Here is a 20895-nt window from a genome sequence, read left to right as displayed (position 1 = left end):
TTAACGCGGAGACTTCGGACTCGGTTCCCCAGACGTTCCTCACACGCGAGAGCGGCCACCCCCCTGAGGGAGTGGCCGCTCTCGTGATCAAGCTAGCGCCTACTGGTTGTACGGACCGTAGTCGTAGTCCTCCAGCGGCACGGCCTGGCCGGAGCCCGTACCGAACGGCGAGTAGTCGATGTCGTCGTAGCCGACGGCCGAGTACATCGCGGCCTTCGCCTCCTCGGTGGGCTCGACCCGGATGTTGCGGTAGCGGGACAGACCCGTACCGGCCGGGATGAGCTTACCGATGATGACGTTCTCCTTGAGGCCGATCAGGGAGTCGGACTTGGCGTTGATCGCCGCGTCCGTCAGGACCCTGGTCGTCTCCTGGAAGGACGCCGCCGACAGCCACGACTCGGTCGCCAACGAGGCCTTGGTGATACCCATCAGCTGCGGACGGCCGGAGGCGGGGTGACCGCCCTCCTGGACCACACGACGGTTCTCGGTCTCGAACTTCGAGCGCTCGACCAGCTCACCGGGCAGCAGCTCGGCGTCGCCGGACTCGATGATCGTCACACGGCGCAGCATCTGCCGGATGATGATCTCGATGTGCTTGTCGTGGATCGACACACCCTGCGAGTTGTAGACCTTCTGGACCTCGCCGACCAGGTGGACCTGGACCGCGCGCTGGCCGAGGATGCGCAGCACGTCGTGCGGGTTGGTGGCACCCACGGTGAGCTTCTGGCCCACCTCGACGGCCTCGCCCTCGCTGACCAGCAGACGGGCGCGCTTGGAGATCGGGAACGCCGTCTCGTCGCTGCCGTCGTCCGGAGTGATGACGATCTTCTTGGTCTTCTCGGTCTCCTCGATCCGCACCCGGCCCTGGGCCTCGGAGATCGGGGCGACACCCTTCGGGGTACGGGCCTCGAAGAGCTCGACGACACGCGGCAGACCCTGGGTGATGTCGTCACCGGCCACACCACCGGTGTGGAAGGTACGCATCGTCAGCTGGGTACCGGGCTCACCGATGGACTGGGCGGCGATGATGCCGACCGCCTCACCGATGTCGACCAGCTTGCCGGTGGCCAGCGAACGGCCGTAGCACATCGCGCAGGTGCCGACGTGCGACTCACAGGTCAGGATCGAGCGGGTCTTGACCTCCTCGATGCCGTGCCGGACCAGCTCGTCGATGAGGACGTCACCGAGGTCGGTGTTGGCCGGGGCCAGCACACGGCCGTCGACGGTGATGTCCTCGGCGAGCATGCGGGCGTAGACGGACGTCTCGACGTTCTCCGTCTTGCGCAGCACGCCGTCGGCGCCGCGGTCGGCGATCCGCAGCCGCAGGCCGCGGTCGGTGCCGCAGTCCTCCTCGCGGATGATGACGTCCTGCGAGACGTCCACCAGACGACGGGTGAGGTAACCCGAGTCGGCGGTCCGCAGGGCGGTGTCGGCGAGACCCTTACGGGCACCGTGCGTGGAGATGAAGTACTCCAGCACGGACAGGCCCTCACGGAAGGAGGCCTTGATCGGACGCGGGATGGTCTCGTTCTTCGCGTTCGACACCAGACCGCGCATACCGGCGATCTGCCGCATCTGCATCATGTTTCCTCGGGCACCCGAGTCAACCATCATGAAGATGGGGTTCGTCTTGGGGAAGTTCTCGTTCATCGCCTCGGCGACCTCGTTGGTCGCCTGGGTCCAGATCTGGATGAGCTCCTGCGTGCGCTCTTCCTTGGTGATCAGACCGCGCTCGTACTGCTTCTGGACCTTCTCGTCCTTGGCCTCGTACCCGGCGACGATCGCCTTCTTCGCCTCGGGCACGACCACGTCGGAGATGGCGACGGTGACACCGGAGCGGGTCGCCCAGTGGAAGCCGGACGCCTTCAGGTTGTCGAGCGTGGCCGCCACGATGACCTTGGGGTAGCGCTCGGCGAGGTCGTTGACGATCTCGGAGAGCTGCTTCTTGCCCACCGAGTAGTCGACGAACGGGTAGTCCTCGGGCAGCAGCTCGTTGAAGAGCGCGCGGCCCAGCGTGGTGCGCAGCCGGAAGCTGTCACCCTGCTGCCACTCGGGCTCGCCCTCCTCGCGGGCCGGCGGGGTCCAGCCGCGCGGCGGGATGGTGCCCACCGGGAAGCGGATGTCGACCGGCGACTGGAGCGCCAGCTCGCCGGCGTCGAACGCCATGATCGCCTCGGCCGTGGAGCCGAAGGACCGGCCCTCGCCCTTGGTGTCGCGCAGCTCGCCGTCGGTGGTGAGGAAGAACAGACCGAGGACCATGTCCTGGGTCGGCATCGTCACCGGACGGCCGTCGGCGGGCTTGAGGATGTTGTTCGAGGACAGCATCAGGATGCGGGCCTCGGCCTGCGCCTCCGCGGACAGCGGGAGGTGGACGGCCATCTGGTCACCGTCGAAGTCCGCGTTGAACGCGGTGCACACGAGCGGGTGGATCTGGATGGCCTTGCCCTCGACGAGCTGCGGCTCGAAGGCCTGGATGCCGAGGCGGTGCAGGGTGGGCGCGCGGTTGAGGAGCACCGGGTGCTCGGCGATGACCTCTTCGAGGACGTCGTACACGACCGTGCGGCCGCGCTCCACCATGCGCTTGGCGGACTTGATGTTCTGCGCGTGGTTCAGGTCGACCAGGCGCTTCATCACGAACGGCTTGAACAGCTCCAGCGCCATCGCCTTGGGCAGACCGCACTGGTGCAGCTTGAGCTGCGGGCCGACGACGATGACGGAACGCGCCGAGTAGTCGACCCGCTTGCCGAGCAGGTTCTGCCGGAAGCGGCCCTGCTTGCCCTTGAGCATGTCGGACAGCGACTTCAGCGGACGGTTGCCGGGACCCGTGACCGGGCGGCCGCGGCGGCCGTTGTCGAAGAGGGCGTCGACGGCCTCCTGGAGCATGCGCTTCTCGTTGTTCACGATGATCTCGGGGGCACCGAGGTCGAGAAGGCGCTTCAGGCGGTTGTTGCGGTTGATGACGCGGCGGTACAGGTCGTTCAGGTCGGAGGTGGCGAAGCGGCCACCGTCGAGCTGGACCATCGGGCGCAGGTCCGGCGGGATGACCGGGACGCAGTCCAGGACCATGCCCTTGGGGCTGTTGGAGGTCTGGAGGAACGCGGAGACGACCTTGAGGCGCTTGAGCGCGCGGGTCTTCTTCTGGCCCTTGCCGGTGCGGATGATCTCGCGGAGGCGCTCGGCCTCCTCGTCGAGGTCGAAGGACTCCAGCCGCTTCTGCAACGCGGCGGCGCCCATCGAGCCGTCGAAGTAGGTCCCGAAGCGGTCGCGCAGCTCGCGGTAGAGCAGCTCGTCGCCCTCCAGGTCCTGGACCTTGAGGTTCTTGAAGCGGGTCCACACCTCGTCGAGCCGGTCGATCTCGCGCTGCGAACGGTCGCGCAGCTGCTTCATCTCCCGCTCGGCGCCCTCGCGGACCTTGCGGCGCACGTCGGACTTGGCGCCCTCGGCCTCCAGCTCGGCCAGGTCGCCTTCCAGCTTCTTGGCGCGGGCCTCCAGGTCGGCGTCGCGGCGGTTCTCGACCTGCTGGCGCTCGACGGAGACATGCGCCTCCAGCGAGGGCAGGTCGCGGGTGCGGCGCTCCTCGTCGACGTACGTGATCATGTACGCCGCGAAGTAGATGACCTTCTCCAGGTCCTTCGGGGCGAGGTCGAGGAGGTAACCGAGGCGCGACGGGACGCCCTTGAAGTACCAGATGTGCGTGACGGGCGCGGCGAGCTCGATGTGGCCCATCCGCTCACGGCGCACCTTGGCACGGGTGACCTCGACGCCGCAGCGCTCGCAGATGATGCCCTTGAAGCGGACGCGCTTGTACTTGCCGCAGTAGCACTCCCAGTCCCGGGTGGGGCCGAAGATCTTCTCGCAGAAGAGCCCGTCCTTTTCCGGCTTGAGGGTGCGGTAGTTGATCGTCTCGGGCTTCTTGACCTCGCCGTGGCTCCACTGACGGATGTCGTCAGCGGTGGCCAGGCCGATCCGGAGCTCGTCGAAGAAGTTGACGTCGAGCACTATGCGTCAATCCCTCTCAGGGTTGTAAGTCTGTGGTCTGAAACGGGGGTCCTGGGGCCGGCCGGGCTTCTCACGAAGCCCGGCCGAAGCTCCCGTCAGACCTCTTCGACGCTGCTCGGCTCACGCCGGGACAGGTCGATGCCGAGCTCCTCCGCAGCGCGGAAGACGTCCTCGTCGGTGTCACGCATCTCGATGGACATACCGTCGCTGGACAGCACCTCCACGTTCAGGCAGAGCGACTGCATCTCCTTGATGAGGACCTTGAAGGACTCGGGGATGCCGGGCTCGGGGATGTTCTCGCCCTTGACGATGGCCTCGTAGACCTTCACGCGGCCGGTGACGTCGTCGGACTTGATGGTCAGCAGCTCCTGGAGGGCGTACGCGGCGCCGTAGGCCTCGAGGGCCCACACCTCCATCTCGCCGAAGCGCTGGCCGCCGAACTGCGCCTTACCACCCAGGGGCTGCTGGGTGATCATGGAGTACGGGCCGGTCGAGCGGGCGTGCAGCTTGTCGTCGACCAGGTGGTGCAGCTTCAGGATGTACATGTAGCCGATGGAGATCGGGTCCGGGAACGGCTCACCGCTGCGGCCGTCGAACATCCGCGCCTTGCCGGTCGGCTGCACCAGGCGGTCGCCGTCGCGGTTGGGGATGGTGTGCTGGAGCAGACCCGCCAGCTCGTCCTCGCGGGCACCGTCGAAGACCGGGGTCGCGACGTTGGTGCGCGGGGCGACCTGGTCGGCGCCGATGACCTGGAGGCGCTGGGCCCAGTCCTCGCCGAGCCCGGAGACGTCCCAGCCGCGGCTGGCGAGCCAGCCCAGGTGGATCTCCAGGACCTGTCCCGGGTTCATCCGGGACGGCACACCGAGGGGGTTGAGGATGATGTCGACCGGGGTGCCGTCCTCCAGGAACGGCATGTCCTCGATCGGCAGGATCTTGGAGATGACGCCCTTGTTGCCGTGCCGGCCGGCGAGCTTGTCACCGTCGGTGATCTTGCGCTTCTGGGCGACGTAGACGCGGACCAGCTGGTTGACGCCGGGCGGCAGCTCGTCGCCCTCCTCGCGGTCGAAGACGCGGACGCCGATGACCTTGCCGATCTCGCCGTGCGGCACCTTCAGCGAGGTGTCACGGACCTCACGGGCCTTCTCGCCGAAGATCGCGCGCAGCAGCCGCTCCTCGGGCGTCAGCTCGGTCTCACCCTTCGGGGTGACCTTGCCGACGAGGATGTCACCGGCGACGACCTCGGCACCGATGCGGATGATGCCGCGCTCGTCGAGGTCGGCGAGGACCTCCTCGGAGACGTTCGGGATGTCCCGGGTGATCTCCTCGGGGCCCAGCTTGGTGTCACGGGCGTCGACCTCGTGCTCCTCGATGTGGATCGAGGAGAGGACGTCGTCCTGGACGAGGCGCTGCGACAGGATGATCGCGTCCTCGTAGTTGTGGCCCTCCCACGGCATGAACGCGACCAGCAGGTTCTTGCCGAGCGCCATCTCGCCGTTCTCGGTGGCCGGACCGTCGGCCAGGACCTGGCCGGTGATGATCCGGTCGCCCTCGTCGACGATGACCTTCTGGTTGACCGAGGTGCCCTGGTTGGAGCGGGCGAACTTGTGCAGGCGGTACGTGATGTACGTGCCGTCGTCGTTGGCGGTGGTGATGTAGTCCGCGGAGACCTCCTGGACGACACCCGCCTTCTCGGCCTTGACCACGTCACCGGCGTCGACGGCGGAGCGGTACTCCATGCCGGTGCCGACGAGCGGGGCCTCGCTCTTGATGAGCGGAACGGCCTGGCGCATCATGTTCGCGCCCATGAGGGCACGGTTGGCGTCGTCGTGCTCCAGGAAGGGGATCATGGCGGTCGCGACCGACACCATCTGGCGCGGCGAGACGTCCATGTAGTCGACGTCGTCACCGGGGACGTAGTCGACCTCGCCGCCGCGGCGGCGGACCAGGACGCGGTTCTCGGTGAAGCGCAGGTCGTCGTCGAGCGTGGCGTTGGCCTGCGCGATGACGAAGCGGTCCTCCTCGTCGGCGGTCAGGTAGTCGACCTCGTCGGTGACGACACCCTCGACGACCTTGCGGTACGGGGTCTCGACGAAACCGAACGCGTTGACGCGGCCGTAGGAGGCGAGCGAGCCGATCAGACCGATGTTCGGGCCTTCAGGGGTCTCGATCGGGCACATGCGGCCGTAGTGCGAGGGGTGCACGTCACGGACCTCGAAGCCGGCCCGCTCACGGGAGAGACCACCCGGGCCGAGCGCCGACAGACGGCGCTTGTGGGTGAGCCCCGACAGCGGGTTGTTCTGGTCCATGAACTGCGACAGCTGGCTGGTGCCGAAGAACTCCTTGATGGAGGCGACGACCGGCCGGATGTTGATCAGGGTCTGCGGCGTGATCGCCTCGACGTCCTGGGTGGTCATGCGCTCACGCACGACGCGCTCCATACGGGCGAGACCCGTACGGACCTGGTTCTGGATCAGCTCGCCGACGCTGCGCAGACGGCGGTTGCCGAAGTGGTCGATGTCGTCGGTCTCGACGACGATCGTCTGGCCGTTGTCGCCGACCGTCTCGGTCTCGCCGGCGTGCAGCTTGACCAGGTACTTGATCGTCGCGATGACGTCCTCGACGGTCAGCACACCGGCGTCGAGCGGGGCGTCCGCGGCGAGCTTCTTGTTGACCTTGTAGCGGCCGACCTTCGCGAGGTCGTAGCGCTTGGGGTTGAAGTACAGGTTCTCAAGCAGCGTCTGCGCGGCCTCACGGGTCGGCGGCTCGCCCGGGCGCAGCTTGCGGTAGATGTCGAGCAGCGCGTCGTCCTGGCCCTGGGTGTGGTCCTTCTCCAGGGTGGCGCGCATGGACTCGTACTCGCCGAACTCCTCGAGGATCTGCTCGGTGGTCCAGCCGAGCGCCTTCAGCAGGACGGTGACCGACTGCTTGCGCTTGCGGTCGATACGGACACCGACCATGTCGCGCTTGTCGATCTCCATCTCCAGCCAGGCACCCCGGGACGGGATGATCTTCGCGGAGAAGATGTCCTTGTCGGAGGTCTTGTCGATGGAGGAGTCGAAGTAGACACCGGGCGACCGCACGAGCTGCGAGACGACGACGCGCTCGGTGCCGTTGATGACGAACGTGCCCTTGTTGGTCATGAGCGGGAAGTCGCCCATGAAGACCGTCTGGGACTTGATCTCACCGGTCTCGTTGTTGGTGAACTCCGCGGTGACGAAGAGCGGCGCGGCGAACGTGAAGTCGCGGTCCTTGCACTCGTCGATGGAGTTCTTCGGCGGCTCGAAGCGGTGGTCGCGGAACGTCAGCGACATCGACCCGGAGAAGTCCTCGATCGGCGAGATCTCCTCGAAGATCTCTTCCAGACCGGACTTGGTGGGGACGTCCTGACCGGACTCCAGAGCCTCCTCGACCCGACTCTGCCAGGCGGTGTTCCCGAGCAGCCAGTCGAAGCTCTCGGTCTGGAGCGCAAGCAGATTCGGAACCTCGAGAGGCTCCTTGATCTTTGCAAAGGAGATGCGCAGCGGGGCAGTGCTGGCGGCGTTGTTCGTATTCGCGGTCGAGGCGGTGCGCGAGGCGGCCAAGAGGGGTCCTTCCGAGGGCTCGGACTCACTACGCGCTCCCCGGCCCCTCCCTCTCGCGACGAACGAAGAGACCGTGTCCGAAACAGCCGAAAGGCCAGGTCAGACAGTGTCTGTGCGTCGGTGCTCAAGTGAGGGCTTGCCCCTGGTGACGGGCAGGAGACAGCTAACAGGCAGCGCAAAGGGTCAGTGTAGCCACTCGGCACACTGATGTCCAGCCCCGATTTTCTGTAGCCCTCGTTGTCCTCAACGCCCTTGGCACGCCTGCCCTCGATGCACGTTGATACTGCCCTCTTCGCCGCCGATCCATGCCTCGGATTCGGATCGGTGTGACGACGCGTCCTGAGAATTGCGCGCTGCGTGCTGTTCGTCAAGAGCCCCCCGCCCGAACAGGGGGTGTCCGGCGACACGACGAAGATCACCATACCCCCCGTGACCAGGGCGGCAAGGCAACCGTGGCCCCTCCCCCGGACACGCCGAAGAGCGACCACCCAGATGGATGATCGCTCTTCGCTGTGCTCGCGTTACAGCCCTAGTGAGCCGTGTTTCTCAAGCCCAGAAGACCCGCGGAAGGTCTTACTTGACCGTGACGGACGCGCCGGCACCCTCGAGCGCCTCCTTGGCCTTCTCCGCGGCCTCCTTGTTGACCTTCTCGACGACGGCCTTCGGCGCGCCGTCGACCAGGTCCTTGGCCTCCTTGAGGCCCAGGGAGGTCAGCTCACGCACGACCTTGATGACCTGGATCTTCTTCTCGCCGGCGCCGGTGAGGATGACGTCGAACTCGTCCTGCTCCTCGACGGCCTCGGCGGCACCGCCGGCGGCACCGCCGGCCATGACGACCGGGGCGGCGGCAGCGGCGGTGACGTCGAACTTCTCCTCGAACGCGGAGACGAACTCGGCGAGCTGGATGAGGGTCATGTTCTCGAACTCGGCGAGCAGTTCGTCCTTGGTGAGAGCCATGATGGCTGCTCCTTCCACTTCTTAATTCGGCTGGTGCCGGATGTACATGTATGGCGGGCGTACGTTCGGCCCGCTACGACCACTGCGCTGCGGCGGTGAGCCTCAGGCGGCGGTCATTTCGCGAGCCGAGTTACTCGGCACCGCCCTGCTCGTCCTGCTTGGCGCGCAGCGCGTCCACCGTGCGGACGAGCTTCGTCGGCAGCGCCTGGAAGAGCTGCGCAGCCTGCGTCTGCTTGCCCTTCATGGCACCGGCCAGCTTGGAGAGCAGAACCTCGCGGGACTCGAGGTCCGCAAGCTTCTTGATCTCGTCGGCGGACAGCGCCTTGCCGTCAAGGACACCGCCCTTGATGACGAGGTTCGGGTTGTCCTTGGCGAAGTCACGAAGACCCTTCGCCGACGTCACCGGGTCACCGGTGATGAAGGCGACCGCCGTCGGACCGTTGAACAGGTCGTCGAGCGTCGAGATCCCGGCCTCGTTGGCCGCAATCTTGGTCAGCGTGTTCTTCACCACGGCGTACTGGGCGTCTTCACCGAGCGAACGGCGCAGCGTCTTCAGCTGCGCCACGGTGAGACCCCGGTACTCGGTCAGCACAGCGGCGTTCGAGCTACGGAACTGCTCCGTGAGCTCGGCCACCGCGGCAGCCTTGTCGGGCCTTGCCATGAGCGTCGGCCTCCTTCCGGGTGATGAGACCGCTCGGAAGGGGCTGGGAAAAACGAAACGGCCCCGGCGCAGGCGCACGGGGCTCAGCTCGACCGACCAGAACCCGTTTCCGGCTTCCGACCAGGAGCAATTCCACTCACACCTACGCGGGTCGCTCGCTGTTGCAGCGAATCCTTCGGCCACCGCACACCCTCACAGGCACACGGCAACGACCAGCGGTCTTTGGCTTCGAGAAGGAGAGTACGTGAGGCGGGTCCACCGGGGCAAATCCGCTGCTACGACCCCTTCAGCCGCTCCACCAGCGCCGAGAAGTCCGCCGTCTCCCCGGCCGGCGGCGGCTCGGCGGCGACCCGGACCCCGTACTCCCCGTAGTACGCGGTCTGGCTGTACCCCCCGTCCCCCGCGCCCCCCTTCTCCACCTTCTTCGCCAGCAGCCCCCGCTCGTCGACCCAGATGTCCAGGGTCTCGGTGGTCACACTGGAGGCGTCCGCGTCGACGGACCCCGAGTAATGCGTCGTACGCCGCCCCCGGACCGTCTCCGTGCCCACCTTGCGCACGTCCCCCGAGGACAGCAGGAGCTTCACCGAGCGGTTCGGGGAGGTGCCGCGCAACTGGTCCTCGATGTAGGCGCCCTGGCCGCCGGCGAGCCGCTCCAGGTCGGCGTAGCCGTAGCGGATCCAGCGCCGGCCGCCGGTCTCCTTCGCGAAGGCGGCGCCCATGCGGGCGTAGTACGCGTCGGGGAGGTAGCGGGCCTCCATCGACGTGCTGCCGGTCCTGCGCATCGTCTCGGCGAGGCTGCCGCCCGTGTAGGTGAGGGTGAGGGCGCCGGTGAGGCCGCCGGTCCAGGAGACCGCGCCCTTCGCGGTCATCGACATCAGCTCGCCCATGACCGTGCTGGACTCCACCCGCGCGGACCCGGCGCCCCGCGTCGCGCTCTCGGCGGCGCGCAGGGCGGCCAGCGGGCGCTCGTCGGGCCCCGGGCCGCCGGACGGCGGCGTACACGCCACGGAGGCGCCCAGGGTGGCCGCCACAGCCGCGCCGAGCGCCGCCCGGCGCACCGCCTTGCCCGTCATCCGCCCCACCCCTGTGCGTCGCCCGTGATCGCACGTTAACCCAGGGCACCGGCGGTCGGACAGCGCGGCCGGCCCGGAAAAGGGAACGGGCCCCGCCCCCTGGTCTCCAGGGGGCGGGGCCCGTCGCCGACTACGAGGCGAGCCGTGGGGCTCAGACCGCGGCCGGGTCCTCCTCGACGAGGAGGTTGCGGGTGCGGTTCGGGTCGAGCTGGATGCCGGGGCCCATCGTGGTGCTGATGGCGGCCTTCTTGATGTAACGGCCCTTGGCGGCGGACGGCTTGAGACGCGTGATCTCTTCCAGCGCCGCGGCGTAGTTCTCCACCAGCTTCTCGTCCTCGAAGGACGTCTTGCCGATGATGAAGTGCAGGTTCGAGTGCTTGTCGACGCGGAACTCGATCTTGCCGCCCTTGATGTCCGTGACGGCCTTGACCACGTCCGGGGTGACGGTGCCGGTCTTCGGGTTCGGCATCAGACCACGGGGACCGAGCACGCGGCCGAGGCGGCCGACCTTGCCCATGAGGTCCGGGGTGGCGACGACGGCGTCGAAGTCCAGGCGGCCCTTGGCGACCTCGTCGATCAGTTCGTCGGAGCCGACGATGTCGGCGCCTGCGGCTTCCGCGGCGGCAGCACGGTCACCGGTCGCGAAGACCAGGACCCGGGCGGTCTTGCCGGTGCCGTGCGGCAGGTTCACGGTGCCACGGACCATCTGATCGGCCTTGCGCGGGTCGACACCCAGGCGGAAGGCGATCTCGACGGTGCCGTCGAACTTGCTCGTGGAGGTCTCCTTGGCGAGACGGACGGCTTCGAGCGGGGCGTACAGCTTCTCCCGGTCGATCTTCGCGTCCGCAGCGCGGAGAGCCTTGCTGCGCTTGCTCATTTACTGCTCCTGTGTGGTTCTGGAGTCGTGGTCGGGGCCGAGCCGGCCCTCCCACTGGACTGCGGTGAAGGGGGGTGGGACTCAGCCCTCGACGACGACGCCCATGGAGCGCGCGGTACCGGCGATGATCTTCGCCGCGGCGTCCAGGTCGTTCGCGTTCAGGTCGGGGAGCTTCGTCGTGGCGATCTCGCGGACCTGCGCCTGGGTGATCTTGGCGACCTTGGTCTTGTGCGGCTCGCCGGAGCCCTTCTCGACACCAGCGGCCTTGAGGATCATCTTCGCGGCCGGCGGGGTCTTGGTCACGAAGGTGAAGGAACGGTCCTCGTAGACCGTGATCTCCACCGGGATGACCCAGCCACGCTGCGACTCGGTCGCCGCGTTGTAGGCCTTGCAGAACTCCATGATGTTGACGCCGTGCTGGCCCAGCGCGGGGCCGACCGGCGGCGCCGGGTTCGCCGCACCGGCGTTGATCTGGAGCTTGATGAGCCCCGTGACCTTCTTCTTCTTGGGAGGCATGACGCTCCGGGTCCTTTCCTTCGGGTCCCTGCCCGCGTCCGGCTGTACTCCGAATGCAGGCATACCGCACAACGATAACGGGTATAGGTGTGCGGCCAAAAACCGAGCAGGTCAGACAAGCTGTGACAGCTCGCCTGACCTGGTCGGAAGGTCTGTTGCCAGAGGAACTAGTTCTTCTGGATCTGGTCGAAGCTCAGCTCGACCGGAGTCTCGCGGCCGAAGATCTCGACAAGGCCCTTGACCTTCTTCGAGTCGGCGTTGATCTCGTTGATGGTCGCCTGGAGGGTGGCGAACGGACCGTCGGTGACGGTGACCGAGTCCCCGACCTCGAAGTCCAGCACCTGCACCTCGAGCTTGCGCGACGGCGCCGGCTTGCCCTCGGCCTCGGCCGCCTCACGGGCCGCCTTCTCCTCCGCCTCGGGAGCGAGCATCTTGACGATCTCGTCCAGCGTCAGCGGGTAGGGGTCATAGGCGTTGCCGACGAACCCGGTGACCCCGGGGGTGTTGCGTACGACACCCCAGGACTCGTTGGTGAGGTCCATGCGGACGAGGACGTAACCGGGCAGCTTGTTCTGCCGGATCGTCTTGCGCTCGCCGTTCTTGATCTGGGCGACCTCTTCCTGCGGCACCTCGGCCTGGAAGATGAAGTCCTCGACGTTCAGGGAGACCGCGCGCTGCTCCAGGTTGGTCTTCACGCGGTTCTCGTAGCCGGCGTAGGTGTGGATGACGTACCACTCGCCGGGGAGGGTGCGCAGCTCCTCGCGGAGGGCCTCGACGGGGTCGACGGGCTCGGCCGGCTCGGCGGCCTCGACGTCACCGCCCGACTCCTCGTCCGCGTCGGCCTCTTCGGCGTCCTCGTCCTCGTCGGCCTCGTCCTCTTCGAGGTGGACCGCGTCCTCCTCGGCGGGCTCGCCCGCTTCGGCGTCGGCAGCCTCGACCTCGTCCAGGTCGCCGTCCGCGGCCTCGACGATGTCCAGCTCGTCGTCGACGGACTCGCGGGCCTCGGCGGCTCCGTTCACGTTCTGGTCAGACACGGTGGCTGCTTCTTCCTGGGTTACAAGGGGTGGAACACGCGAAAGGGGCGCCGGTCATCGGCGCCCTTCGCTGACGGCATCAGCCGAAGACATACTTGGCCACGTGGTTGAGGCCGTAGTCGATCGCGGTGACCAGACCGATCATGACGACCACGAAGACGATCACGACGGTCGTATAGGTGCTGAGCTGATTGCGCGTGGGCCAGACGACCTTGCGCAGCTCCGCGACGATCTGGCGGTAGAACGTGGCGAGGCGCTTCAGCGGGCCCTTCTTGGCCCGCTTGCCGCCCTTGCGGGTCTTCTTGCTCTCAGGAGCTTCATCCTGGGCATCAGGCGTGTCGATGGAGCCCACGGCATCCGCCATTGTCCTCACCTGTTCCCGGGTCGTGGCCGTGCCGCGCCCGGTCTGAGCCGCACGGCGGTGCGTTGCAGTACTACCTGCGCACACATCCTGAGCAAGATATGTGAAGCAGGGCCGGAGGGACTTGAACCCCCAACCGCCGGTTTTGGAGACCGGTGCTCTACCAATTGAGCTACGACCCTTCGGTGTCCCCCAACCTACCGTATCCACCCGAGTGCTTGGTGTGCATTACCGGTGGATCGGCTGCTGAGGGCCAACGACGGATGAGTGTACGTGCTCCTCGGCCCGACGTCGAACGCAAAGCGCTGGTGGGCCGATTCGGTCTGATGTTCCGCCAGTTGTGAGCACGCCGGGTGCCCGGCTGCCCAGTCCGTGAAACCGGCGTGCCCGGGAGGTTTCCGGTCTGAAAACATGGGCCGTATGAGCGCTGCAACCTCCCCCGCCGAACGCCGGGTCTCGGCCCGCGTCGGTGCGATCTCCGAGTCCGCGACCCTCGCCGTGGACGCCAAGGCCAAGGCCCTGAAGGCCGCCGGGCGTCCGGTGATCGGCTTCGGCGCGGGCGAGCCCGACTTCCCGACGCCCGGCTACATCGTCGACGCCGCCGTCGCCGCCTGCCAGGACCCCAAGAACCACCGCTACACCCCGGCCGGCGGACTGCCCGAGCTGAAGGCCGCGATCGCCGCGAAGACCCTGCGCGACTCCGGCTACGAGGTCGAGGCCGCGCAGATCCTGGTCACCAACGGCGGCAAGCAGGCCATCTACGAGGCCTTCGCCGCGATCCTCGACCCGGGCGACGAGGTCATCGTCCCGGCCCCCTACTGGACGACGTACCCGGAGTCGATCCGGCTGGCCGGCGGGGTCCCGGTGGACGTCGTCGCCGACGAGACGACCGGCTACCGCGTCTCCGTCGAGCAGCTGGAGGCCGCGCGCACCGCGAACACGAAGGTCCTGCTCTTCGTCTCGCCCTCCAACCCGACCGGCGCGGTCTACACGCGCGCGCAGGTCGAGGAGATCGGCCGCTGGGCCGCGGCGCACGGCCTGTGGGTGCTGACGGACGAGATCTACGAGCACCTGGTCTACGGCGACGCGGAGTTCTCCTCGCTGCCGGTGGTCGTGCCGGAGCTGGCCGACAAGACGATCGTCGTCAACGGCGTGGCGAAGACGTACGCCATGACGGGCTGGCGGGTGGGCTGGCTGATCGGTCCCAAGGACGTCGTCAAGGCCGCGACGAACCTTCAGTCGCACGCCACGTCGAACGTCTCCAACGTCGCCCAGGTCGCCGCGCTGGCCGCCGTCTCCGGTGATCTGTCGGCCGTCGAGGAGATGAAGGTCGCCTTCGACCGGCGGCGCAAGAAGATCGTCTCGATGCTGAACGAGATCGAGGGGGTCGTCTGCCCGGTGCCCGAGGGCGCGTTCTACGCGTACCCGTCGGTGAAGGGGCTGCTCGGCAAGGAGATCCGCGGCAGGCGGCCCGCCTCCTCGGTGGAGCTGGCGGAGCTGATCCTGGAGGAGGTCGAGGTCGCGGTGGTGCCCGGGGAGGCGTTCGGGACGCCCGGGTATCTGCGGCTTTCGTACGCGCTGGGTGACGAGGATCTCGTCGAGGGCGTCTCGCGGATCCAGAAGCTGCTGGCGGAGGCCAAGTAGGGCGCTGACGTGCGGGCCGTCTCCTTCGGGAGGCGGCCCGTTCGCGTGTGCGAGCAACCGCACGTTCAGGGAACCGGCTACCTGCTCCTCACCTTCGTACGGCAATATCGCCCAATGGAGCGTGTACGTGATCTCTCTCAGCTGCCGAAAGCCCATCTGCACCTGCACTTCACGGGGTCGATGCGCCCCGGGACCGTTCTCGAACTGGCCGACAAGTACGGCGTGCGGCTGCCCGAGGTGCTGGCGGAGGCGCTGACCAGCGGGGAGCCGCCGCGGCTGCGGGCGACGGACGAGCGGGGCTGGTTCCGCTTCCAGCGGCTGTACGACGCGGCGCGTTCGTGCCTGCGCGAGCCCGACGACATCCGGCGGCTGGTGCGCGAGGCCGCCGAGGAGGACCTCAAGGACGGCTCGGGCTGGCTGGAGATCCAGGTGGACCCGACGTCGTACGCGCCCCGGATGGGCGGGCTGATCCCGGCGCTCGAGGTCATCCTGGACGCGGTCGAGACGACCTCCCGGGACACCGGCCTGGGGATGCGCGTCCTGGTCGCGGCGAACCGGATGAAACACCCGCTGGACGCCCGTACGCTGGCCCGGCTGGCCGTGCGGTACGCCGATCGCGGGGTGGTGGGCTTCGGGCTCTCCAACGACGAACGGCGGGGCATGGCGCGGGACTTCGACCGGGCGTTCGCGATCGCGCGCGAGGGCGGGCTGCTCGCGGCCCCGCACGGCGGCGAGCTGACCGGCCCGGCGTCCGTGCGCGACTGCCTGGACGACCTGCACGCGACCCGCGTCGGCCACGGCGTGCGCGCGGCGGAGGACCCCCGGCTCCTGAAGCGCCTCGCGGACCGCGGCGTGACCTGCGAGGTCTGCCCGGCCTCGAACGTGGCCCTGGGCGTCTACGAGAAGCCCGAGGACGTACCCTTGCGCACTTTGTACGACGCCGGCGTCCCGATGGCCCTGGGCGCCGACGACCCCCTCCTGTTCGGCTCCCGCCTCGCCGCCCAGTACGAGCTGGCCCGGGCCCATCACGGCTTCACCGACGCGGAGTTGGCGGAGCTGGCCCGGCAGTCGATCCGGGGGTCGGCGGCGCCGGAGGGGGTGAAGGGGGAGCTGTTGGCGGGGGTGGACGCGTGGCTCGCGTCCTAGGCGTCTTCTAAAGGCTGACGGTGCTTCTAGAGGCTGACGGCGCTTCTAGAGGCTGACGCCCACCATCACCGGTTCGTTGACCAAGGTCACGCCGAACGCCTCGTGGACGCCGGTGACGAGTTCGCGGGCCAGGGTGAGGAGGTCCTCGGTGGTCGCGGCGCCGCGGTTGGTGAGGGCGAGGGTGTGCTTGGTGGAGAGGCGGGCGGGGCCGGTGCCGTAGCCCTTGGTGTAGCCGGCCTTGTCGATCAGCCAGGCCGCGGACGTCTTCGTGCGGCCCTCCCCCGCCGGGTAGGCGGGCGGTTCGGTGTCCTCGCCGAGGCGGTCGCGCACGCGCGCGTGGAAGGCCGCGAAGTCGGCGTCGGTGAGGATCGGGTTGGTGAAGAACGAGCCGGCCGACCAGGTGTCGTGGTCCTCGGGGTCCAGGACCATGCCTTTGCCCGCGCGGAGCTTCAGGACCGTCTCGCGGGCGCGCTCCAGCGGGACCCGGTCGCCGACCTCGACGCCGAGCGCCCGCGCGGTCTCCGCGTAGCGCACCGGCGCGGAGAGCCCGCCCGCGTCCTCCAGGCCGAAGCGCACGCGCAGGACGACGTACCGCGCGGGGTCCTCCTTGAAGCGGCTGTGCCGGTAGGAGAAGGCGCACTCGGCATTGGAGAGCGTGACGGTCTCGCCCGCGCGCCGGTCGTAGGCGACGACCTCGGTGACGGTGGCGGAGACCTCCTGGCCGTACGCGCCGACGTTCTGGATCGGGGTGGCGCCCGCCGAGCCGGGGACGCCGGCCAGGCACTCGATGCCGGCGAGCCCGGCCTCCACCGCGCGGGCGACGGCGTCGGTCCAGATCTCCCCGGCGGCCAGCTCCAGTGCCGTACCGCTCAGTTCGAAGCCGGTGGTGGCGATGCGCAGGGCCGTGCCGGTGAAGCCCTGGTCGGCGATGACCAGGTTGGAGCCGCCGCCGATGATCAGCAGGGGGGTTCCGGCGGCGTCGGCGGCGCGGACGGTGTCGATGACCTCGGCGTCGGTCGTCGCGGTCACCAGGCGGGCGGCGGGCCCGCCGAGCCGGAACGTGGTCAGCGGGGCGAGCGGGGCGTTGTGGAGTTCCAGCACGCGGCCAAGCCTACGAGACGGCACTGACAACGCCGGTCCGGCCCGAGCACGCGTAAGGGGCGCCTCTCCATGGAGAACGCCCCTTACTTCGCGGGTGGCTCACGCCAGGCGGACGACCGCGCGGGGCACGCCGAGGACCTTCTGTCCGCCGCTGGTGACGACCAGGTCGACGCGGACGGTGTTGTCGTCGAGCTTGGCGGCGACCTTGCCGGTGACCTCGATGACGGCGCCCTCGTCGTCGTTGGGGACGACGACGGGGCGGGTGAAGCGGACGCCGTAGTCGACGAGGGCGCCCGGGTCGCCGGCCCAGTCGGTGACGACGCGGACGGCCTGGGCCATGGTGAACATGCCGTGCGCGATGACGTCCGGCAGGCCCACCTCCTTGGCGAACTTCTCGTTCCAGTGGATGGGGTTGAAGTCCAGGGAGGCGCCCGCGTAGCGCACCAGGGTGGCGCGGGTCACGGGGAAGGAGCGGGCGGGCAGTTCGGTGCCGACCTCGACGTCGGCGTAGGCGAGCTTCGCGGTCATGCCCCGGCCTCCGGTGCGTCCTTGTCGTCGGCGGCGCGCGCGACCAGCTTGGTCCAGGCGGTCACGACGTGCTCGCCGGCCTCGTCATAGACGTCGCCGCGGACGTCCAGGATGTCGTTGCCGGCCATCGTGCGGACGCTCTCGATGGTGGAGGTGACGGTGAGCCGGTCGCCCGCGCGCACGGGGCGGACGTAGGCGAACTTCTGGTCGCCGTGGACGACGCGGCTGTAGTCGAGGCCCAGGCGCTCGTCCTGGACGACGAGTTGGGCCGCCTCGTACGTGACCATGAACACGAAGGTCGGCGGGGCGATCACGTCGGGGTGGCCGAGTGCCTTGGCGGCTTCCGGGTCCGTGTAGGCGGGGTGGGTGTCGCCCACCGCCGTCGCGAACTCGCGGATCTTCTCGCGGCCCACCTCATAGGGCTCGGTGGGCGGATAGCTCCGCCCCACGAAGGACTGGTCGAGCGCCATGGCTCGGCACCTCCTGCTTGTGCTCTACCGACCGGTACAGGGTCACTCAACGACGCGAGGCCGCCCCCGATCTCTCGGGGACGGCCTCGGCGTACGAGCCTGATTTATCGCGTTTCGCGGTGCGCGGTGTGCGCATTGCAACGCGGGCAGTGCTTCTTCATCTCAAGACGGTCCGGGTTGTTACGCCGGTTCTTCTTGGTGATGTAGTTCCGCTCCTTGCACTCCACGCAGGCCAGCGTGATCTTCGGGCGGACGTCGGTGGCAGCCACGTGAGTGCTCCTAGGACGAACGGGTAAATGTGTTCAACGCAAGAAAGAGTAGCCGATCGAAGGACCGACCCTGCAATCGGCTACTGTCAGTAGCGGTGACCGGACTTGAACCGGTGACACAGCGATTATGAGCCGCTTGCTCTACCGACTGAGCTACACCGCTTTGATGAGATCCGCCCCCGTCTTGCGACGGGAGCCTCTCTCACCAGAGCCCCAATACGGAATCGAACCGTAGACCTTCTCCTTACCATGGAGACGCTCTACCGACTGAGCTATTGGGGCGAGCGAGGAAGACATTACACGGTCCGCAGCCGTTCACCCAAATCCGTTGTCCAGCCTTGTGCGGGCCCGGATTTCGGCCCGTCCCGGCCGCCTCACCAGCCCCGCGCGCGGGAGGTGGCACACCGGTACGACTATTGCGCTCCTCCCCGCCGGCACCCCAGCGCCGCCCTAGGCTCGACCCGCTTTGCGTGATCTTGTAACCCCGCCCCTGGGGCCCTGTCCGGGGGCCGGTCCCGAGCCTCTGGAGCGCGATGCCCGACAGCCAGCCGCAGCCACCGCCGTCCTCCGGCCCCTCCCGCCAGCAGGACCCCACGGGCGTCCTCCTGTGCGGCGCCCGCCTCACCGACGGACGGACCGTCGACGTACGGCTGGGGGGCGGCCGGATCGAGGCGGTCGGTACGGCGGGGAGCCTGACGGCGCCTCCCGCGCGCGGGGCACGGGTCGACCTCACCGGCTATCTGCTGCTGCCGGCCCCCGCCGAACCCCACGCCCACGCGGACACCGCGCTGTCGGCGGACGCGGGGGGACCGGTGTCGTACGCCCCGCCGGACGTCCAGCGGCGGGCCACGGAAGCCGCGTTGCTGCAACTCGGGCACGGGGCGACCGCCATGCGCGCGCACGTGCGCGTGGGCGACGTCCAGGGGCTCGGCGCGCTGGCCGCCGTCCTCCAGGCGCGGCGGTCGCTGCGGGGGCTCGCGGAGCTGACGACGGTGGCGGTGCCCCGGCTGCTGACGGGGGTCGCGGGCGCGGACGGGCTCGCGATGCTGCGGGACGCGCTGAAGATGGGCGCCTCGGTGGTGGGCGGCTGCCCCGACCTGGACCCCGATCCCACCGGGTACGTGGAGGCCGTCCTGGAGGTCGCCTCCGAGCACGGCTGCCCCGTCGACCTGCACACCGCCGCCGCCGACCCGGCCCGCCTCGCCCGCCTCGCCGCGATGGCCGGCGGACTGCGCCCCGGGGTCGCCCTCAGCCCCTGCGGCGCCCTCCCCGAGACGGCGGCGGCCCGTACGGCCGACCGGCTGGCCGCGGCGGGCGTCGCCGTGGTCTGCCTCCCCCAGGGCTCCTGCGCGGCCGTGGAGGGCCGCGGAACGGCTCCCGTACGGCTGCTGCGGGCGGCCGGGGTGCGGGTGGCGGCGGGCAGCGGCGCGCTGCGGGACGTCGCCAACCCGGTGGGGCGCGGGGACCCGTTGGAGGCGGCGTACCTGCTGGCCTCGCGCGAGGGGCTGCGGCCTGAGGAGGCGTACGACGCGGTGAGCGCGTCCGCCCGCGCGGTGCTCGGGCTGCCCGAGGTGCGGGTGGAGGCGGGGTTCCCCGCGGAGCTGCTGGCCGTGCGGGGGGAGCGGCTCTCGGGGGCGCTGTCCTTGGCGTACAGCCGGATCGTCGTGCACCGGGGGCGCGTTGTGGCGCGGACCAGCGCGGTGCGGGAGTACTGCAACTCGGCGGCTGCCGCGGAACTGGGGCTGCCTCGGCAGGGGCGGGGGGAGGTGTCCTGAGGGGCTTCCCTATGGAGGCTCGCCCGCGCGGGCTCGGGGTTTCCCAAGGGGTCCGCCGGGGCGGGGAGTTGTGGTGCGCGCGGGGGTGGTCCGGTGGTGGTCGTGGGGCGCGGGTTCCGGTTCCGGCGTACGGTCGGGACCATGCGCATTGTCATCGCCGGAGGTCATGGTCAGATCGCGTTGCGGCTGGAGCGGTTGCTCGCCGCGCGCGGGGACGAGGTCGTGGGGGTGATCCGCAAGGCCGAGCAGGCGCAGGCCCTGCGGTCGGCCGGCGCCGAACCGGTCGTACTGGATCTGGAGTCGGCGTCCGTCGAGGAGGTCGCCGGGGTGCTGGCGGGCGCCGACGCGGCCGTGTTCGCGGCGGGCGCGGGACCGGGCAGCGGGGCGGACCGCAAGGAGACCGTGGACAAGGGCGCGGCGGTGCTGTTCGCGGACGCGGCCGTGCGCGCGGGGGTGCGGCGGTTCCTGGTCGTGTCCTCGCTGGGCGCGGACGCCGGGCACGCCGGGGACGAGGTCTTCGACGTGTACCAGCGCGCGAAGGGGGCGGCGGACGCGTACGTGCGGGGGCTGGCCGGCCTGGACTGGACGGTCCTGCGGCCGGGCGGGCTGACGAACGACGCCGGGACGGGGCTGGTGCGTCTTGAGGCGCACACCGGGCGCGGGATGATCGCGCGCGACGACGTGGCGGCCGTCCTGGCGGAGCTGCTGGAGACACCGGCGACGGCGGGGCTGACGCTGGAGCTGGTGGGGGGTTCGGTGCCGGTCTCGGTGGCGGTGAAGTCGGTGGCGGGGAACTGAGGGCGGGTCAGGGTCGTTGGGGGGTGTGAGGGGCGGTTGCTGAGGGTGCTTCGGTGACGGGGGCGTCTTCGGCGGCGGGGGCGTCTTCGGCGGCGGGGTGCGGGG

The 20895-nt window shown here is 69.2% G+C and carries 17 protein-coding genes and 3 tRNA genes; 4 read left to right on the top strand and 16 right to left on the bottom strand.

The genetic code is table 11. The features are described from left to right. Positions 1-99: 99 nt before the first annotated feature. The 10 genes from ACYUD3_RS31425 to ACYUD3_RS31380 form a co-directional block, all read right to left on the bottom strand. A complete protein-coding gene (locus tag ACYUD3_RS31425; RefSeq protein ID WP_470977298.1) occupies positions 100-3999 on the bottom strand; it encodes a DNA-directed RNA polymerase subunit beta' in 3900 nt (1299 codons plus the stop codon). A gap of 95 nt (positions 4000-4094) precedes the next feature. Continuing rightward, on the bottom strand, positions 4095-7580 hold the full coding sequence (gene rpoB, locus ACYUD3_RS31420) for a DNA-directed RNA polymerase subunit beta (protein ID WP_470977295.1): 3486 nt from the start codon (positions 7578-7580) through the stop codon (positions 4095-4097). 573 nt (positions 7581-8153) lie between these two features. After that, on the bottom strand, positions 8154-8537 hold the full coding sequence (rplL, locus tag ACYUD3_RS31415; RefSeq protein WP_470977292.1) for a 50S ribosomal protein L7/L12: 384 nt from the start codon (positions 8535-8537) through the stop codon (positions 8154-8156). A 130-nt stretch (positions 8538-8667) separates the two neighbouring features. Next, positions 8668-9198, bottom strand: a complete 531-nt coding sequence (rplJ, locus tag ACYUD3_RS31410) for a 50S ribosomal protein L10 (protein ID WP_470977289.1) — start codon at positions 9196-9198, stop codon at positions 8668-8670. Between the two features lie 275 nt (positions 9199-9473). Further along, positions 9474-10271 carry an SCO4651 family lipoprotein gene (locus ACYUD3_RS31405; RefSeq protein WP_470977286.1) on the bottom strand — a complete coding sequence of 266 codons (798 nt, stop codon included), beginning with the start codon at positions 10269-10271 and terminating at the stop codon, positions 9474-9476. A gap of 151 nt (positions 10272-10422) precedes the next feature. Next, on the bottom strand, positions 10423-11148 hold the full coding sequence (rplA, locus tag ACYUD3_RS31400; protein ID WP_470977283.1) for a 50S ribosomal protein L1: 726 nt from the start codon (positions 11146-11148) through the stop codon (positions 10423-10425). A gap of 81 nt (positions 11149-11229) precedes the next feature. Next, entirely contained in the window at positions 11230-11664 is a 435-nt protein-coding gene (gene rplK, locus ACYUD3_RS31395; protein WP_470977280.1) for a 50S ribosomal protein L11, read from the bottom strand. A gap of 167 nt (positions 11665-11831) precedes the next feature. Beyond that, positions 11832-12698, bottom strand: a complete 867-nt coding sequence (gene nusG, locus ACYUD3_RS31390) for a transcription termination/antitermination protein NusG (protein WP_470977277.1) — start codon at positions 12696-12698, stop codon at positions 11832-11834. Positions 12699-12777: 79 nt separating this feature from the next. After that, entirely contained in the window at positions 12778-13062 is a 285-nt protein-coding gene (secE, locus tag ACYUD3_RS31385; protein WP_470977274.1) for a preprotein translocase subunit SecE, read from the bottom strand. Positions 13063-13168: 106 nt separating this feature from the next. Next, positions 13169-13241: transfer RNA gene (locus ACYUD3_RS31380), tRNA-Trp, on the bottom strand. Between the two features lie 238 nt (positions 13242-13479). Here ACYUD3_RS31380 and ACYUD3_RS31375 point away from each other — a divergent pair. Both ACYUD3_RS31375 and ACYUD3_RS31370 read left to right on the top strand, forming a co-directional pair. Next, entirely contained in the window at positions 13480-14703 is a 1224-nt protein-coding gene (locus tag ACYUD3_RS31375) for a pyridoxal phosphate-dependent aminotransferase (protein ID WP_470977271.1), read from the top strand. A 114-nt stretch (positions 14704-14817) separates the two neighbouring features. Next, a complete protein-coding gene (locus tag ACYUD3_RS31370; protein WP_470977268.1) occupies positions 14818-15849 on the top strand; it encodes an adenosine deaminase in 1032 nt (343 codons plus the stop codon). Between the two features lie 45 nt (positions 15850-15894). Here ACYUD3_RS31370 and ACYUD3_RS31365 read toward each other — a convergent pair whose 3' ends face one another. From ACYUD3_RS31365 to ACYUD3_RS31340, 6 genes are all read right to left on the bottom strand, one after another. Continuing rightward, complete coding sequence (locus tag ACYUD3_RS31365; RefSeq protein WP_470977265.1) at positions 15895-16950, bottom strand: UDP-N-acetylmuramate dehydrogenase; 1056 nt, start codon at positions 16948-16950, stop codon at positions 15895-15897. A 99-nt stretch (positions 16951-17049) separates the two neighbouring features. After that, positions 17050-17478: a MaoC family dehydratase gene (locus ACYUD3_RS31360; protein ID WP_470977263.1), complete on the bottom strand. Its 429-nt coding sequence runs from the start codon at positions 17476-17478 to the stop codon at positions 17050-17052. After that, positions 17475-17948: an FAS1-like dehydratase domain-containing protein gene (locus tag ACYUD3_RS31355; RefSeq protein WP_470977260.1), complete on the bottom strand. Its 474-nt coding sequence runs from the start codon at positions 17946-17948 to the stop codon at positions 17475-17477. Before ACYUD3_RS31355 ends, ACYUD3_RS31360 begins: the two co-directional genes overlap by 4 nt. Positions 17949-18052: 104 nt before the next feature. Continuing rightward, positions 18053-18217 (bottom strand): 50S ribosomal protein L33, encoded by a 165-nt coding sequence (gene rpmG / locus ACYUD3_RS31350; protein ID WP_003948671.1) that lies wholly within the window; start codon positions 18215-18217, stop codon positions 18053-18055. 90 nt (positions 18218-18307) lie between these two features. Continuing rightward, positions 18308-18380: transfer RNA gene (locus tag ACYUD3_RS31345), tRNA-Met, on the bottom strand. A 46-nt stretch (positions 18381-18426) separates the two neighbouring features. Then, positions 18427-18499 (bottom strand) — tRNA-Thr (locus ACYUD3_RS31340). A gap of 251 nt (positions 18500-18750) precedes the next feature. Here ACYUD3_RS31340 and ACYUD3_RS31335 point away from each other — a divergent pair. Continuing rightward, on the top strand, positions 18751-19992 hold the full coding sequence (locus ACYUD3_RS31335) for an amidohydrolase family protein (RefSeq protein ID WP_470977257.1): 1242 nt from the start codon (positions 18751-18753) through the stop codon (positions 19990-19992). 141 nt (positions 19993-20133) lie between these two features. Beyond that, positions 20134-20790 (top strand): SDR family oxidoreductase, encoded by a 657-nt coding sequence (locus tag ACYUD3_RS31330; protein WP_470977254.1) that lies wholly within the window; start codon positions 20134-20136, stop codon positions 20788-20790. Positions 20791-20895 lie beyond the last annotated feature (105 nt).

This window comes from Streptomyces sp. AMJ-169 (assembly GCF_055597585.1).
Note: the sequence above shows the minus strand (reverse complement) of the source record. Positions and strands in the feature narration are given on the sequence as shown.

Excerpts from the sequence above, each read along its gene's own strand:
- rplL (WP_470977292.1), bottom strand. The coding sequence starts at position 8,537 with ATGGCTCTCACCAAGGACGAACTGCTCGCCGAGTTCGAGAACATGACC.
- rplJ (WP_470977289.1), bottom strand. The coding sequence starts at position 9,198 with ATGGCAAGGCCCGACAAGGCTGCCGCGGTGGCCGAGCTCACGGAGCAG.
- ACYUD3_RS31405 (WP_470977286.1), bottom strand. The coding sequence starts at position 10,271 with ATGACGGGCAAGGCGGTGCGCCGGGCGGCGCTCGGCGCGGCTGTGGCG.
- rplA (WP_470977283.1), bottom strand. The coding sequence starts at position 11,148 with ATGAGCAAGCGCAGCAAGGCTCTCCGCGCTGCGGACGCGAAGATCGAC.
- rplK (WP_470977280.1), bottom strand. The coding sequence starts at position 11,664 with ATGCCTCCCAAGAAGAAGAAGGTCACGGGGCTCATCAAGCTCCAGATC.
- secE (WP_470977274.1), bottom strand. The coding sequence starts at position 13,062 with ATGGCGGATGCCGTGGGCTCCATCGACACGCCTGATGCCCAGGATGAA.
- ACYUD3_RS31375 (WP_470977271.1), top strand. The coding sequence starts at position 13,480 with ATGAGCGCTGCAACCTCCCCCGCCGAACGCCGGGTCTCGGCCCGCGTC.
- ACYUD3_RS31370 (WP_470977268.1), top strand. The coding sequence starts at position 14,818 with ATGGAGCGTGTACGTGATCTCTCTCAGCTGCCGAAAGCCCATCTGCAC.
- ACYUD3_RS31360 (WP_470977263.1), bottom strand. The coding sequence starts at position 17,478 with ATGACCGCGAAGCTCGCCTACGCCGACGTCGAGGTCGGCACCGAACTG.
- ACYUD3_RS31355 (WP_470977260.1), bottom strand. The coding sequence starts at position 17,948 with ATGGCGCTCGACCAGTCCTTCGTGGGGCGGAGCTATCCGCCCACCGAG.
- ACYUD3_RS31335 (WP_470977257.1), top strand. The coding sequence starts at position 18,751 with ATGCCCGACAGCCAGCCGCAGCCACCGCCGTCCTCCGGCCCCTCCCGC.
- ACYUD3_RS31330 (WP_470977254.1), top strand. The coding sequence starts at position 20,134 with ATGCGCATTGTCATCGCCGGAGGTCATGGTCAGATCGCGTTGCGGCTG.